This is a genomic window from Rhizobacter sp. Root1238 (assembly GCF_001425825.1).
Lineage (GTDB): Bacteria > Pseudomonadota > Gammaproteobacteria > Burkholderiales > Burkholderiaceae_C > Rhizobacter.
Window position 1 is genome coordinate 124648 of the sequence record NZ_LMDM01000047.1, and the last position, 15733, is coordinate 140380.

General features: G+C 70.0%; 10 protein-coding genes. 6 read left to right on the top strand and 4 right to left on the bottom strand.

The genetic code is table 11. The features are described 5' to 3' along the window. The first annotated feature begins 10 nt into the window (after nt 1–10). The gene (locus tag ASC98_RS24610; protein WP_056817054.1) at nt 11–1102 is read left to right on the top strand and encodes an aminopeptidase; all 1092 of its coding nucleotides are present in this window, start codon (nt 11–13) and stop codon (nt 1100–1102) included. Between the two features lie 26 nt (nt 1103–1128). Further along, nucleotides 1129–1479, top strand: a complete 351-nt coding sequence (locus ASC98_RS24615; RefSeq protein WP_056817056.1) for a polyhydroxyalkanoic acid system family protein — start codon at nt 1129–1131, stop codon at nt 1477–1479. A 6-nt stretch (nt 1480–1485) separates the two neighbouring features. On the opposite strand, the gene ASC98_RS24620 is transcribed toward ASC98_RS24615, so the two are convergent. Beyond that, nucleotides 1486–1743 (bottom strand): acyl-CoA-binding protein, encoded by a 258-nt coding sequence (locus tag ASC98_RS24620; RefSeq protein ID WP_056817059.1) that lies wholly within the window; start codon nt 1741–1743, stop codon nt 1486–1488. A gap of 103 nt (nt 1744–1846) precedes the next feature. Between ASC98_RS24620 and ASC98_RS24625 the strand changes: the two genes are divergently transcribed. The 3 genes from ASC98_RS24625 (at nt 1847) to ASC98_RS24635 (ending at nt 5236) form a co-directional block, all read left to right on the top strand. Beyond that, nucleotides 1847–3283, top strand: coding sequence for a wax ester/triacylglycerol synthase family O-acyltransferase (locus tag ASC98_RS24625; RefSeq protein WP_235581382.1), 1437 nt, complete (start codon nt 1847–1849; stop codon nt 3281–3283). Between the two features lie 82 nt (nt 3284–3365). Continuing rightward, nucleotides 3366–4442, top strand: coding sequence for a cyclopropane-fatty-acyl-phospholipid synthase family protein (locus ASC98_RS24630; RefSeq protein ID WP_056817065.1), 1077 nt, complete (start codon nt 3366–3368; stop codon nt 4440–4442). Continuing rightward, the gene (locus ASC98_RS24635) at nt 4439–5236 is read left to right on the top strand and encodes a DUF1295 domain-containing protein (protein ID WP_056817068.1); all 798 of its coding nucleotides are present in this window, start codon (nt 4439–4441) and stop codon (nt 5234–5236) included. Before ASC98_RS24630 ends, ASC98_RS24635 begins: the two co-directional genes overlap by 4 nt. 15 nt (nt 5237–5251) lie before the next feature. On the opposite strand, the gene ASC98_RS24640 is transcribed toward ASC98_RS24635, so the two are convergent. The 3 genes from ASC98_RS24640 to ASC98_RS24650 all read right to left on the bottom strand — a co-directional run bounded on the left by ASC98_RS24640 (nt 5252) and on the right by ASC98_RS24650 (nt 9638). Then, complete coding sequence (locus tag ASC98_RS24640; protein ID WP_056817070.1) at nt 5252–6367, bottom strand: ABC transporter substrate-binding protein; 1116 nt, start codon at nt 6365–6367, stop codon at nt 5252–5254. Nucleotides 6368–6495: 128 nt separating this feature from the next. Then, on the bottom strand, nt 6496–7599 hold the full coding sequence (locus ASC98_RS24645) for an ABC transporter substrate-binding protein (RefSeq protein ID WP_056817073.1): 1104 nt from the start codon (nt 7597–7599) through the stop codon (nt 6496–6498). Nucleotides 7600–7745: 146 nt separating this feature from the next. Next, nucleotides 7746–9638: a response regulator gene (locus ASC98_RS24650; RefSeq protein WP_056817076.1), complete on the bottom strand. Its 1893-nt coding sequence runs from the start codon at nt 9636–9638 to the stop codon at nt 7746–7748. Nucleotides 9639–9899: 261 nt separating this feature from the next. Here ASC98_RS24650 and uvrA point away from each other — a divergent pair, with 261 nt between their 5' ends. Then, on the top strand, nt 9900–15638 hold the full coding sequence (gene uvrA / locus ASC98_RS24655; protein WP_235581383.1) for an excinuclease ABC subunit UvrA: 5739 nt from the start codon (nt 9900–9902) through the stop codon (nt 15636–15638). Nucleotides 15639–15733 lie beyond the last annotated feature (95 nt).

The following is a 15733-nucleotide window of genomic DNA, read 5'->3' on the forward strand; positions in this document are numbered from 1 at the left end:
GACTCGCGCGATGCGAGTTCTGGCGAACAAGAAATGGTGGGTCGTGTCGGGCCTGGTCGTGCTGCTGAGCTCGCTCAGCGGCTGCGGCTCGGTCCGCTACCTGGCGCAATCGGTCGGCGGTCACCTGAGCCTGCTGAACCAGGCGAAGCCGGTCGACGACTGGATCGCCGACCCGGCCACGGTCGAACCGCTGCGCGAGCGCCTGCAGCTGACGCAGCGCATGCGCGACTACGCGGTCAGCGAGCTGAAGCTGCCCGACAACGCGAGCTACCGGCGCTATGCCGACCTGCACCGCAACGCCGCGGTGTGGAACGTGGTGGCCGCGCCCGAACTGAGCCTGCAGTTGAAGACCTGGTGCTACCCGGTGACCGGCTGCGTCGGCTACCGCGGCTACTTCGACCAGGCCACCGCCAACGGACAGGGCGACGAGCTGCGCGCCGAGGGGCTGGAGGTCAGCGTCTACGCGGTGCCGGCCTATTCGACGCTCGGCAAGCTGCCAGGCGGCTTCTTCAGCGATCCGCTGCTGAACACCTTCATCCGCTGGCCGGAGGGCGAGCTGGCGCGGCTGATCTTCCATGAGCTGGCGCACCAGGTGGCGTTCGCGAAGGACGACACGATGTTCAACGAGTCGTTCGCGACGGCGGTCGAACGCATCGGCGGTACGCGCTGGCTGGTCGAGCGGTCGACCCCGGCGGCGCGCGACGAGTACGAGCGCTACGACCGGCGGCGCCAGGAATTCCGCGCGCTGACGATGCAGGCGCGCAGCGACCTCGACGCGATCTACCGCAGCGGCCGCAGCGATGCCGACAAGCGCAGCGCGAAGGCCGGGCGCATGGCGACGCTGCGCAGCGACTACGCCGCGCTGAAGGCCGGCGCGTGGCAGGGCTACGCCGGCTACGACGGCTGGTTCGAACGGGCCAACAACGCATCGCTCGGCGTGCTGGCGGCCTACAACGAGCTGGTGCCGCAGTTCGAGCGGCTGTTCGAGCGCGAGGGCCGCGATTTCGACCGCTTCTACGCCGAGGTGCGCCGCATCGCCGCGTTGCCGCACGACGAGCGGCGCGCGACACTGCAGGCCGCCGCCGTCACGGCGACCCCCTGAGCATCACAAGACCCGAGGAGACCGACATGCCCGACATCCACATCCACCGCGACCACGACCTGGGCCTGGCCCGCGCCCGCGAGATCGCGTGGAAATGGGCCGAGGAGGCCGAGAAGAAGTTCGAGATGGAATGCACCGTGATCGAAGGCGAGGACAGCGACACGGTGGAGTTCAAGCGCTCGGGCGTCAGCGGCGAGCTGGTCGTCGCGGCCGATCACTTCGACCTGCAGGCCAAGCTCGGCTTCCTGATGGGCGCGTTCGCCGGCACGATCCAGGGCGAGATCGAGAAGAACCTGGATGCGTTGCTGGCGGGGAGCAAGGGGGCGCCCAGGCCCGCCGCGAAGAAAGCGGCTGCCAGGAAGGGCAAGGGCGCGTAGCCCTCGTCAGTCCTTCAGCGACTCGATCAGGTCGACGTATTCCTGCATCGCCTCGTCGGCCGACTTGCCCTTCACCGCATCCCAGGCGTCCCACTTGGCGCGGCCGACCATGTCGGTGAAGCCGGGGCGCTTGCCGTCGACGTCGCCGCTGCTCGCCTGCTTGTACAGCGCGTAGATCTTCAGCAGCGTCATGTTGTCGGGCTTCTCGGGCAGGTTCTTCGAATCGGCCACGGCGGCGTCGAACTGGGTCTTGAGGTCGGCCATGAATGTCTCCGGTGATGCGTGGGTGAAAGTCGGCATTGACGCGGCGAATGTTACCCATCATCGTGCCCCGCAGAACAAGACGCACCCCCCAGGAGACCCGAAGATGCCCACCGCTCACGCCGCAGCCCAGCGCATGTCCCGCGTCGACACCGCGTGGCTGCGCATGGACAACGACGTGAACCTGATGATGATCGTCGGCGTCTGGCTGCTGCAGCCGGCCATCACGCATGCCGCGCTGTGCGAGCGCGTCGACGACAAGCTGCTGAAGTACCACCGCTTCCGCCAGAAGGTCGTCGAAGACGCGATGGGCGCGAGCTGGGTCGACGATGCCGCCTTCGACCTGCGGCACCACGTGCTCCACGAGCCGCTGCAACGCGCCCGTGGCCAGTCGGCACGCCAGGCGCTGCAGGAGCGTGTCGCCGAGCTGAGCAGCACACCGCTGGATCGCGCGCACCCGCTGTGGCAGTTCCACCTGATCGACGACTACGAAGGCGGCAGCGCGCTGATCGCCCGCGTGCACCACTGCATCGCCGACGGCATCGCGCTGATCTCGGTGATGCTGTCGATCACCGACGGCGGCCAGGACCCGCCGCCGCGCCGCGCCCGCGGCAAGGCCGCCGACGACGACGGCGATGCGGACTGGCTGTCCGATGCAGTCGTCAAGCCGCTGACCGACCTGACGGTCAAGGCGATCGGCATGTACGGCGGCGGCATCGCGAAGTCGATGGAGATGCTGGCGAACCCGCAGCAGCCGCTGCTCGGCTCGCTCGACATGGCGCGCACCGGGTACCAGGTGCTGGGCGACGTGGCGGCGCTGGCGCTGATGCCCGACGATTCGCCGACCTCGCTGAAGGGCACGCCGGTCGGCCGCAAGCACGTGGCCTGGGGCGAGCCGATCGCGCTCGACCAGGTGAAGGCGATCGGCCGCGCGCTGAACTGCTCGGTCAACGACGTGCTGCTGGCCTGCGTGGCCGGCGCGATCGGCGGCTACCTGCGCGCGCGCGGCGAGGACCCCGACGGCCAGGAGATCCGCGCGATGGTGCCGGTGAACCTGCGCCCGCTCGAGAAGGCGCACCAGCTCGGCAACCGCTTCGGGCTGGTGCCGCTGGTGCTGCCGATCGGCATCGCAAACCCGGTGGAGCGCGTCTATGCGGTGCGCGCCCGCATGACCGACCTGAAGGGCAGCTACCAGCCGCTGCTGGCGTTCGCGGTGCTGTCGGTGGCCGGGCTGCTGATCAAGCCGGCGCAGGACGCGCTGCTGAACCTGTTCGCGAAGAAGGCGACCGCGGTGATGACCAACGTGCCGGGGCCGGCCGCGCCGCTGAAGTTCTGCGGCTCGACGCTGCGCCAGACGATGTTCTGGGTGCCGCAGTCGGGGCACATCGGCGTCGGCGTCAGCATCCTGAGCTATGGCGGCGGCGTGCAGTTCGGGCTGGTCACCGACGACGCGCTGTGCAACGACCCGCAGGCGATCGTCGAACGCTTCGAGCCGGAGTTCGAGAAGCTGCTGATGGTCACGCTGATGCTGCCCTGGGAATGAGGGGTTTTCACATCGGCCGGCATCCAATGGGGCTTCGGGCACGTATGAGGGTTTCCATCGCCCGCACCACGGAGACTGCCCCATGCCCACATCGTCCACCGCCCGAGTCGTCAACTGGGTCGAGCAAGGCCTCGTGCCGGACCGCGTCGTGCGGCTCGGCATCCGGCGGCTGCTGAAGGAACGGCTGCACGAGATCGGCGCCGACGACATCGCCGCGTCGGCCGCGCTCAGCGCCGAATTCATCGCCGGCCTGCGCAGCGCACCGCTCGCGCTGCTGCCCGAGAAGGCCAACGAACAGCACTACGAGCTGCCGGCCGCGTTCTTCGGCAGCGTGCTCGGCAGCCACCGCAAGTACAGCTGCTGCTGGTGGGGCGACGCCTCCGACGCGCCCATCACGACGCTCGATGCCGCCGAGGCCGCCGCGCTCACCGTCACCTGCGAGCGCGCCGGGCTGGCCGACGGGCAGCAGGTGCTCGAACTCGGTTGCGGCTGGGGTTCGCTGTCGCTGTGGATGGCCGAGCGCTTCCCGGGCAGCCGCATCACCGCGGTCTCCAACTCGCACTCGCAGCGCGTCCACATCGAGGCCCAGGCAGCGCTGCGCGGGCTGTCGAACCTGCGCGTCGTCACGCAGGACATGAACGAGTTCGATCCGAAGGACGTCGGCCTCGTCGACCGCTTCGACCGCGTGGTGTCGGTCGAGATGTTCGAGCACCTGCGCAACTGGCCCGGGGCGTTCCGCCGCGTCGCCGGCTGGCTGCGGCCGGGCGGACGCTTCTTCATGCACGTGTTCGTGCACCGCAGCACGCCGTATGCGTTCGTCGCGCGCGATGCGAGCGACTGGATGAGCGAGCACTTCTTCGCCGGCGGCATGATGCCGAGCGACGACCTGGCGCTGCACTTCCAGGACGACCTGCGGCTGCTGCAGCGCTGGCGCTGGGACGGCACCCACTACCAGCGCACCGCCGAGGCCTGGCTGCAGAACATGGACGCCCGCCGCGCCGTGCTGCAGCCGGTGTTCGACGGCTGCTACGGGGCGCGGCAGTCGGCGTTGTGGTGGGTGCGCTGGCGGCTGTTCTTCATGTCGTGTGCCGAACTGTTCGGCCACGACGGCGGACAGCAGTGGTTCGTCAGCCACTGCCTGTTCGAGCGCCGCGCATGACCGGCGCCGAGCCTTCTGTCGGCACGCTGCTGCAGGTCGCGCCCTGGGGGCTGGCGGCGAGCGCCTCGCTGGCGCTGGTCGCGTGGGCGGGCAGCGTGCTGCTTCGCGATGCGAGCCTGGTCGACCGCTTCTGGTCGGCGCTGATCGGCGCCGCGGTGCTCGCCTATGCCGTGCTGCTGCCGGCCACCGGCGCGCGGGCGGGGTGGATGGGCGCGCTGCTGCTGGTGTGGGCGCTGCGGCTCGCCGTCTACATCAGCTGGCGCAACTGGGGCCACGGCGAAGACCGCCGTTACCAGGCGATCCGCGCGCGCAACCAGCCGAACTTCGCATTCAAGAGTCTCTACCTGGTGTTCGCGCTGCAGGCGGCGATCGCGTGGGTGGTGGCGATGCCCTTCCTGGCCGGTTTCGCGGGCCACGCGCCGTTCGGCATGGTCGACACGATCGGCGTCGCGCTGGCCGCCTTCGGCATCGGGTTCGAAGCCGTGGCCGATGCGCAGATGGCGCGCTTCAAGGCCGACCCGGCAACCCGGGGCCAGGTGATGGACCGCGGCCTGTGGCGCCTGAGCCGCCACCCGAACTACTTCGGCGAGGCCTGCGCCTGGTGGGGGCTGTGGCTGATGGCGGTGCCGGCCGGCGGCGCCTGGAGCATCGTCTCGCCGCTGGTGATGACGACGCTGCTGCTGAAGGTGTCCGGTGTCGCGCTGCTCGAGCAGGACATCGGCGAGCGCCGCCCGGCGTACCGCGACTACATCCTGCGCACCAGCGCGTTCGTGCCGTGGTGGCCGAAGCGCTGACGCCCTGCGGTCCCGTCAGCGCCGGAACCTGCCGTCGGGGCCGATGATCGACAGGTCGGCGAAGTCGAGGCCGGTGTGGTCGGTCGTGCTGTAGCTGATCTCCATGCCGCCGATGTCGTAGCGGTTCATGCCGTTCAGCGCGGCCAGCAGCCGTTCGCGCGTCGGGTTCGGGCCGGCCCGGCGCAGCCCTTCGACCAGCACCTTCGCGGCGGCGAAGCCTTCCATCATCGCCGGCGACACGCCGTCGAGCTGGCGGGCCTTCGCGAGTTCCAGCGCTTCCTTGACCAGCGGCGACGCGATCGAGCGCTCGTACGGGAACACCTGCGAGACGACGGTGCCGCGGCCGTGGTCGCCCATCAGCTTGATGAAGCCGCTGGAGGCGTTGTTCGACAGCGTGACCACCTGCGCCGCCGAGCCGGCCTTGCGCAGCGCCATCGTGCCTTCGGCCACCGCGCCGGACGAGCCGATGAACAGCACCGCCTGCGCGCCGGACTTCGCCACCTGCGGCGCCAGCCGGCTGAAATCGGGCTTGCTGCGGTCGAACTTCGCGAGCATCACCGGGCTCTTGCCGATGCCGTCGAAGCCGGCCATCGCGCCCTGTACCGCGTCGGCGCCGAAGCTGTCGTCGACCTGCAGCACCGCGATGCGGTCGACGCTGACCAGGCTCAGGTGGCGGATCATCCGCTCGGCCTCGCGCTGGTAGGTGGCGCGCACGTTGAAGACGTAGGGCTGTACCGGCTTGTGCAGCGCCATCGCGCCGGTCGACGGCGCGATCATCGGCACGCGGTGCTCGGCCAGCAGCGGCAGCAGGGCCTGCGCATGCGGCGTGCCGCGGCCGAGGAACATCGCGATCACGCGCTTCTCGACGATCAGCGTCTTCGCGTTCTCGGCGCTGAGCGCCGGGTCGAACTTGTCATCGAGCGAGACCAGCTGCACCGGCTGGCCGTGCACGCCGCCCTGGGCATTGACCCAGTCGATGTAGAGCTTCGCGCCGTCGGCGTTCTCCTTCACGCCGGCCGCTGCCGCACCGGTGAAACCGGAGGTCTGCCCGATCAGGAGCTGGGCCGCGGCCGGGGCGCCGATCGACATCATCGTGGCCGCCAGGGCCAACGCACCGAGGTACTGCTTCATCACGTGTCTCCGCTCTGTCTGTGAACCCAAGGAAATCCATGGTTTCACGGGCAGGGCGGGCGTGCCTGCGGGCAGTACGCCTGTCTGCGCGTCACGCCGTCAAGGGCGTGACGTGGTGCGCGAAGCGCTCAGCGACGGAACTTGCCGTCGGCTCCAATGATGGAGAGATCTGCAAAATCGAGACCGGTGTGGTCGCTCGTGCTGTAGCTGACCTCCATGCCGCCGATGTCGTACTTGTGCATGTTGTTCAGCGCCGCGAGCAGCTTGTCGCGCGTCGGCGTTCCGCCGGCACGGCGCAGGCCCTCCACCAGCACCTTCGCGCCGGCATAGCCCTCCATCATCGCGGGCGTCATGGCATCGAGGCCCTTGCCCTTGGCGAGCTCCGTCGCTTCCTTGACGATCGGCGATGCGATCGAGCGCTCGTAGGGGAACACCTGCGTGACGATCACGCCGCGCGCGTTGTCGCCCATCAGCGTGATGAAGCCGCTGGCGGAGTTGTTCGACAGCGTGACGATCTGTGCCGCGCTGCCGCCGGCGCGCAACGCCTTCGTGCCTTCGGCGACGACGGCGCCGGAGGCGATGAACAGCACGGCCTGCACGTTCTCCTTGACCAGCTTCGGCACGATCGCGCTGAAATCGGGCTTCGTGCGGTCGAACTTCTCGACGGCGACCGGCTGCTTGCCGACCGCGGTGAAGCCGGCCGTGGCACCGACGACCGCATCGGTGCCGAAGCTGTCGTCGACGTGCAGCACCGCGATGCGCTCCATGCCGATCAGGCTCAGGTGGCGGATCGCGCGCTCGGCCTCGCGCTGGTAGGTGGCGCGGACGTTGAAGATGTACGGGTTGACCGGCTTGTGCAGCGCCATCGCGCCGGTGGAAGGCGCGACCAGCGGCACGCGGTACTCGGCCAGCAGCGGCGCGACCGCCTGCGTATGCGGCGTGCCGCGCACCAGGAACAGCGCGACCACGTTCTTCTCGGTGATCAGCTTCTTCGCGTTCTCGGCCGCGAGCTTCGGCTCGAACTTGTCGTCCATCGAGACCAGCTCGATGCTCTGCCCGTTGATGCCGCCGCGCGCGTTGACCGAGTCGATGTACAGCTTCGCGCCGTCGGTGGTCTCCTTGACACCGGCGGCGGCCGGACCGCTGAAGCCCGCCGTCTGGCCGATGACGATCTGGGCGGCCGCGGTGGCCGCGAGGCTGGACAAGGCCAGCACGCAAAGAAGTTTCTTCATGGTGTCTCCGGTTTTCCCTGGATGGTGTCGCCGTGTCGACGGACGCTGTCCCAACGGCGCACGGCAGGCCGGGATGTTTTCACACGTCGCCTCCGCAAACGCGCGTCAAGTGGACGAAATGTCCACCCAGTCGCCTTCGGCGCGACTTAGTTCGCGGTCGGCGCTTCTTCGTCGTCGCCCGTCAACCCAGGGTCATCGGGCCGCCACTGATCCAGCACCGTGCGCAGGCTCTCGAACTGCATCGGCTTGGTCAGGTGCTCGTCCATGCCGGCTTCGAGGCTGGACTGCCGGTCGGCGGCCAGCGCATGCGCGGTCAGCGCGACGATCGGGAACGGCCGCAGCGTGCCGTCGGCCTGCAGCGCGCGCAGCCGACGCGTCGCCTCGACGCCGTCCATGCCCGGCATCTGGATGTCCATCAGCACCAGGTCGGGCGCCTGTTGCAGGCAGTGCGCCAGCGCCTCTTCGCCGCTCTCGGCGACGCTGACCTTCATGCCCAGCACCATCAGCATCTCGCGCGCGACCAGCTGGTTCAGCGGGTTATCCTCGACCACCAGCACGTGCATGCCGGGGCGCATCGGCGTCGACGGCTCGGTCCGCGCCGGGGCCCGGCGCGCTTCGGCGCTGGCGACGGTGCGCAGCTCGGCCGGCGTCAGCGGCTTCAGCAGCACCGCCATGCGGCTGCGCGCAGCCCGCTCGAGCAGCACCGGCTGGTGGAAGTCGGGCCGCAGCAGCAGCGTGACGCGCGTGCTGTCGGGCAGCGCGCGGCGCAGCGCCTCCAGGTCGCTGTGGTCGTCGAGGCCGTCTTCGGCCAGCACGATGCAGTCGGGCGCGCGGCCGCCGAGCTGGGCGCGCCGCGTGGCCTGCGCCAGGTCGGGGATCAGCTCGGTGGTCCAGCCGAGGCGCTCGATGCGGCGCGGCAGCCATGGCGAAGTGGTCGCGCTGCGCACCACCAGCCAGGCATGCCCGGGCGCGTGCGGCGCGGGCGCCGGCTGGGCCGCCGCCGCGAGCCGCAGCTCGACGCTGAACACCGAGCCGCGGCCCGGCACGCTGGTGGCCGTCACGCGGCCGCCCATCAGCGCGGCCAGCTTGCACGCGAGCGACAGCCCGAGCCCGGTGCCGCCGTGCTGGCGGCGCGCACTGTTGTCGCCCTGCTCGAAGGGCCGGAACACGCGTTCGAGGGTGGCGGCATCCATGCCGGTGCCGGTGTCGTGCACCTGGATGCGCAGCAGCCACGGACCGTCAGGCTGCGGGCGCAGCTCGGTGACCAGCGCGACATGGCCGTGCGCGGTGAACTTGACCGCATTGGCCAGCAGGTTCGAGACGATCTGGCGCACCCGCGCCGGGTCGCCCTGGAACTGCGTCTGCTCGCCGAGGTAGTCGTACAGCATCGCCAGGTTGCGGCCCTGCACCTGCGGCATGAAGCCGCGGAAGGTCTCGGCCAGCAGCTGCGACAGGTCGAAGGTCTCGAGCCGCAGTGCGAGTTCGCCGGCCTCGGCGCGGGCGTAGTCGATCACGTCGCCGATCAGGCGCAGCAGCGACTGGCCGGACTGCCGGGCCAGTTCGAGGTAGCCGCGCTGCTCGTTGTGGGTGGCCAGGCGCTGCGCCAGCTCGGTCATGCCGAGCACCGCGTTCAGCGGCGTGCGCAGCTCGTGGCTCATGTGGGCCAGGAAGGTGGCCTTGGCCTGGTGGGGCGCGGCGTCGGTGTCGAGCTCGCGCAGGCTGCCGCTCAGTCGGCCGGCCGCGGCGGTGCCGTCGGCGGTGGCGCGCATGCGCACCTGGAACCAGCGCAAGCTGCCGTCGGCGCTGCGCAGGCGCAGGCGCCCGTCGACGGTGTGGCCCGGGGCGCGCGTCGCGGCGCCCCACAGCGCATCCCAGCGCGCCAGGTCGGACCGGTCGACCCGCGTGCGAATGGCGGACGGCTCGTCGGCCAGGTCGGTGCCGAGCAGCTCGCGGCAGCGCGGCGAATGCCAGGCACTGCCGGCCGCGCGATCCGGCGTGAGTTCGTGCTCCCACACGCCCTCGCCGACGACATCGATCAACCGCGTGGCGCGGTCGCTGTCGGGGGGGAGGGGGTGAAGCGGAGGGACTGCTGGTGCTTTCATGACGCCACACGCAAACGGCACGCGCGAAGCGTCGCGCATGGTAGCCAATGGACTCCGTCTGGGCAATGCGCTTCGGTGTCCGATGTGTTGCGCCACGTCAGCGGGGGTTGCTGACGGCTACTGACCAATGGCCCGCGATCGTGCTCGCCCGCCCCGGCTCCCTAGAATCTTCGCCTTCGCATTCCGAAAGCCTCCCCCATGTCCGATGTCGTGCCCGATGACATGACCGGCGTCATCCGCATCCGCGGCGCCCGCCAGCACAACCTGAAGAACCTGGACCTCGACATCCGCACCGGCGAGATGACGGTGGTGACCGGGCCGTCGGGCTCGGGCAAGTCGAGCCTGGTGTTCGACACCTTGTACGCCGAGGGGCAGCGGCGCTACGTCGAGACCTTCAGCGCCTACGCGCGGCAGTTCCTCGACCGGATGGACCGGCCGGCGGTGGACCGGGTCGACGGCGTGCCGCCGGCGATCGCGATCGACCAGACCAACCCGGTGCGCACCTCGCGCTCGACGGTCGGCACGATGACCGAGCTGAACGACCACCTGAAGCTGCTGTACGCCCGCGCGGCCGCGCTGTTCGACAAGCAGACCGCGCAGCCGGTGCGGCACGACACGCCGGAGACGATCTACGCGGAGTTGATGGCGCGCACCGCGGCGAGCGATCCGCGGCTGGTGGTCACGTTCCCGGTGGAACTGCCCGGCGGCACCACGCCCGAGGAGATCGAGCAATGGCTGGCGGCCAGCGGCTTCACCCGCGTGCAGGCCGAGCGCGAAGTGGCGACGCCGACCGGGCCGCGCAAGGTGCTGGACGTGGTGGCGGACCGCTTCCGGCTGCAGAACACCGAGAAGGTGCGCGCGGTCGAGGCGATCGAGACGGCACTGAAGCGGGGCAGCGGGCGGGTCAACGTGTATGTGACCGATGAGCAGGCGGAGCCGGTGCTCTGGCGCTTCTCCACCGGCCTGCACTGCCCCGACAGCGACCTGCGCTACAGCGAGCCGCAGCCGGCGCTGTTCTCGTTCAACTCGGCGATGGGCGCCTGCGAGACCTGCCGCGGCTTCGGCCGCGTGATCGGCGTCGACTGGGGGCTGGTGATCCCGGACCACCGCAAGACGCTGCGCTCGGGTGCGATCAAGACCATCCAGACGCCGGCCTGGAAAGACTCGCAGGACGACCTGCTGAAGTACGCCGCCGAGGCCGGCATCCCGCGCGACGCCGCCTGGTCGCAGCTCAGCGAGGCGCAGCGCGACTGGGTCATCAATGGCTCGCCGCACTGGAAGGGCAACTGGAACAAGCAGTGGTACGGCATCAAGCGCTTCTTCGAGTACCTCGAATCGAAGTCCTACAAGATGCACATCCGCGTGCTGCTGTCGAAATACCGCAGCTACACGCCGTGCACCACCTGCGGCGGCGCGCGGCTGAAGACCGAGGCGCTGTTGTGGCGCCTGGGCAGCCAGGCCGATGCCGACGGCGTGCTGCCGCCCGAGAAGCGCTTCCTGCCGCAAGGCACCGCCTGGTCGCGCCCGCAGCTCGAAGCGCTGCCCGGCCTGACGGTGCACGACCTGATGCTGATGCCGATCGACCGCATCCGCCGCTTCTTCGACGGCATCACCTTGCCGAGCACGCTGCTCGACGACGCGCTGAAGCTGCTGCTCGACGAGATCCGCACGCGGCTGAAGTACCTGTGCGACGTCGGCCTCGGCTACCTGACGCTGGACCGCCAGAGCCGCACGCTGAGCGGCGGCGAGGTGCAGCGCATCAACCTGACGACCGCGCTCGGCACCTCGCTGGTCAACACGATGTTCGTGCTCGACGAGCCGAGCATCGGCCTGCACCCGCGCGACATGAACCGCATCGTCGAGGCGATGCACCGGCTGCGCGATGCCGGCAACACGCTGGTCGTCGTCGAGCACGACCCGGCGGTGATGCTGGCCGCCGACCGGCTGATCGACATGGGCCCCGGCCCCGGCGAGCGCGGCGGCAGCATCGTGTTCGACGGCACGCCCGACGAGATCCGCCGGGCCGACACGCTGACCGGCGCCTACCTCGGCGCGCGCAAGCAGGTCGGGCTGGGCGGGCTGAAGCGGCTGGTCACCGAGGCGACGCCGAAGCTGATCCTCGAAGGCGCGCGCGACCACAACCTGAAGAACGTGACGGTCGAGTTCCCGCTGCAGCACCTGGTCTGCGTGACCGGCGTCTCCGGCTCGGGCAAGAGCACGCTGATGCAGGACGTGCTGTTCCCGGCGCTCGCGCGGCATTTCGGCAAGGCCACCGAGACGCCCGGCGAGCACGACCGGCTGCTCGGGGCCGACTGGCTGACCGATGCGGTGTTCGTCGACCAGTCGCCGATCGGCAAGACCGCGCGCTCGAACCCGGCCAGCTACGTCGGCGCGTTCGACGAGATCCGCAAGCTGTTCGCGAAAGAGCCGTTGTCGGGCCAGCGCGGCTACAGCGCCAGCATGTTCAGCTTCAACGCCGGCGACGGCCGCTGCCCGACCTGCGGCGGCTCGGGCTTCGAGCACGTCGAGATGCAGTTCCTGTCGGACGTGTACCTGCGTTGCCCCGATTGCGACGGCCGCCGCTACCGTGCCGAGATCCTCGACGTGAAGATCGAGCGCCGGCTGCCCGGCGAGGTCGCCCGCGAACTCAGCGTGGCCGACGTGCTGGAGCTGACCGTCAGCGAGGCGGTGCAGATGTTCGCGCAGGACCGCGAGGTGCTGCGCGTGCTGCAGCCGATCGTCGACGTCGGCCTCGAATACGTGAAGCTGGGCCAGCCGGTGCCGACGCTGTCGGGCGGCGAGGCGCAGCGGCTGAAGCTGGCCGGCTTCCTCGCCGAGGCCGCGCAGACCACGACCGCGAGCCGGCAGCCGGTCGCGAAGAAGGGCACGCTCTTCATGTTCGACGAGCCGACCACCGGGCTGCACTTCGACGACATCGCGAAGCTGATGCGGGCGTTCCGCAAGCTGCTCGACGCCGGGCATTCGCTGGTGGTGATCGAGCACAACCTCGACGTGATCCGCGCGGCCGACTGGCTGATCGACCTCGGGCCGGAAGGCGGCGAGGCCGGCGGCCTGGTGGTCTGCACCGGCACGCCGGACGACGTGAAGCTGCATCCGACCTCGCACACCGGCCGCGCGCTGGCCGACTACGACGTGGCGATGCGCCTGGGCGAGCACAAGGTGGAAGAGGGCGTGCCGCTGCAGTACCTGGTGAAGAAGGCGCGCGACGTGCAACGCGACGAATCGATCCGCATCGTCAACGCGCGCGAGCACAACCTGAAGTCGCTGGACGTCAGCATCCCGCGCGGCAAGTTCAGCGTGGTGACCGGCGTGTCGGGCTCGGGCAAGAGCACGCTGGCCTTCGACATCCTGTTCAACGAGGGCCAGCGCCGTTATCTCGAATCGCTGAACGCCTATGCGCGCAGCATCGTGCAGCCGGCCGGCCGGCCGGAGGTCGACGCGGTGTACGGCATCCCGCCGACCGTCGCGATCGAGCAGCGGCTGAGCCGCGGCGGCCGAAAGAGCACGGTCGCGACGACCACCGAGGTCTGGCACTTCCTGCGGCTGCTGTACGTGAAGCTGGGCATCCAGCATTGCGTCAACGACGGCGCGCCGGTGCGGCCACAGAGCGTCGAGAGCATCGCCGCGCAGCTGCTGCGCGACCACCAGGGCGTGCACGTCGGGTTGCTGGCGCCGCTGGTCGTCAACCGCAAGGGCGTCTACACCGACCTCGCGAAATGGGCCAAGGCGCGCGGCCACACGCACCTGCGGGTGGACGGCGATTTCCTGCCGGTCGACCCGTGGCCGCGGCTCGACCGCTTCAAGGAGCACACCGTCGAACTGCCGGTCGGCGACCTGGTGATCGGCAAGGACAACGAGGCCGAGTTGCGCACGCTGCTGGCGCAGGCGCTCGACGTCGGCAAGGGCGTGATGCACCTGCTGAGCCCGCTGAAGGGGCTGCGCGGCGCGATGCTGGCCGGCACGCCGACGCGCAAGCTCGGCGAGGTGAAGGTGTTCTCGACCAAGCGCGCGTGCCCCATCTGCGCCACCAGCTACCCCGAGCTGGACCCGCGCATGTTCAGCTACAACAGCAAGCACGGCTGGTGCACCACCTGCGTCGGCACCGGCCTGGCGCTGACGCGCGAGCAGCGCAAGGCGTACGACGATTCGGTGCAGGACGACGACAACAAGGGCCGCGAGCAGAGCTTCCCGTCGGAGGAGGCGGAAGTCGAAGGCGTGGTCGACGAACCGTGCCCGGATTGCAGCGGCACGCGGCTGAACCCGGTGTCGCGCGGCGTCACCTTCGACACCCATTCGATCGCCTGGATCGCGCAATGGTCGGTGGCCGATGCCCGCAAGTGGGTGCAGGCGCTGACGCTGGCCGGCCGCGACGCGGAGATCGCGCGCGATGTCGTCACCGAGATCGCGAGCCGGCTGGAGTTCCTCGAGGAAGTGGGCCTCGGCTACCTGACGCTGGACCGTGCGGCGCCGACGCTGAGCGGTGGCGAGGCGCAGCGCATCCGGCTCGCGGCGCAGCTCGGCAGCAACCTGCAGGGCGTCTGCTACGTGCTCGACGAGCCGACCATCGGCCTGCACCCGCGCGACAACCAGATCCTGCTCGATGCGCTGCACAAGCTGGGCGACAAGGGCAACACGCTGGTGGTGGTGGAGCATGACGAAGACACCATCCGCCGTGCCGACCACATCATCGACATCGGCCCGGGCGCCGGCAAGCGCGGCGGCCGGCTGGTGGCCGAGGGCACGGCGGCCGACCTGGCGACGCACCCCGATTCGGTGACCGGCCGCTTCCTCGCGAACCCGCTGGTGCACCCGCTGAAGGCGCGGCGCGAGGTCGATGCCTTCCTCGCATCGGTGGCGAGCCAGGTCGCGAAGGAAGGCGAGGCGAACCGGCGGCTGACGGTGCACGGTGCGTCGCTGCACAACCTGCAGCAGGTGACGGTCGACGTGCCGCTGAAGCGGCTGGTGGCGGTGACCGGCGTCAGCGGCTCGGGCAAGTCGACGCTGGCGCGCGACGTGCTGCTGGCCAACCTGCAGTTCATCAACGTGCGGGGCGGCAAGCCGAACTGGCAGGGCTGCGAGAAGATCGACGGCTGGGGCTACATCGACCGCGTGCTCGAGGTCGACCAGACGCCGATCGGCAAGACGCCGCGTTCGTGCCCGGCGACCTACATCGGCTTCTGGGACACCATCCGCAAGCTGTTCGCCGACACGCTGGAATCGCGGGCGCGCGGCTACATGCCGGCGCGCTTCAGCTTCAACACCGGCGACGGCCGCTGCCCGGCCTGCGAGGGGCAGGGCATGCGCACGATCGAGATGAGCTTCCTGCCGGACGTGAAGGTGCCGTGCGACGTGTGCCACGGCCAGCGCTTCAATGCCGAGACGCTGGCGGTCAGCTGGCGCGGCAAGAGCATCGGCGACGTGCTGCAGATGGAGATCGACGAGGCGGTGGAGTTCTTCGCGTCGATGCCGAACATCGCGCACCCGCTGCAGCTGATGAAGGACGTCGGTCTGGGCTACCTGACGCTGGGCCAGCCGTCGCCGACGCTTTCTGGTGGCGAGGCGCAGCGCATCAAGCTGGTGACCGAGCTGACCAAGGTGCGCGACGACGTCGGCCGCCGCGGCAACAAGGCGCCGCACACGCTGTACGTGCTGGACGAGCCGACGGTCGGGCTGCACATGGCCGACGTCGAGCGCCTGATCCGCGTGCTGCACCGGCTGGTCGATGGCGGCCACAGCGTGGTGGTGATCGAGCACGACCTGGACGTGATCGCGGAGGCCGACTGGGTCATCGACCTGGGGCCGGAAGGCGGCGTGCGCGGTGGCACGGTGGTGGCGAACGGGGTGCCGGAGCTGCTCGTGAAGACCCGCGGGAGCCACACCGGCGTGGCTCTGAAGCCTGTGCTGGCTCGGGGCTGAGTTTCTTTCTTGGCGTGCTCGGGAGGGCGGGGCACTCAGGGACTGGACTGTCCCCCGCGGAAGGTCTGCCTGGCGGCTGCCCTTCCGCTCCTCCT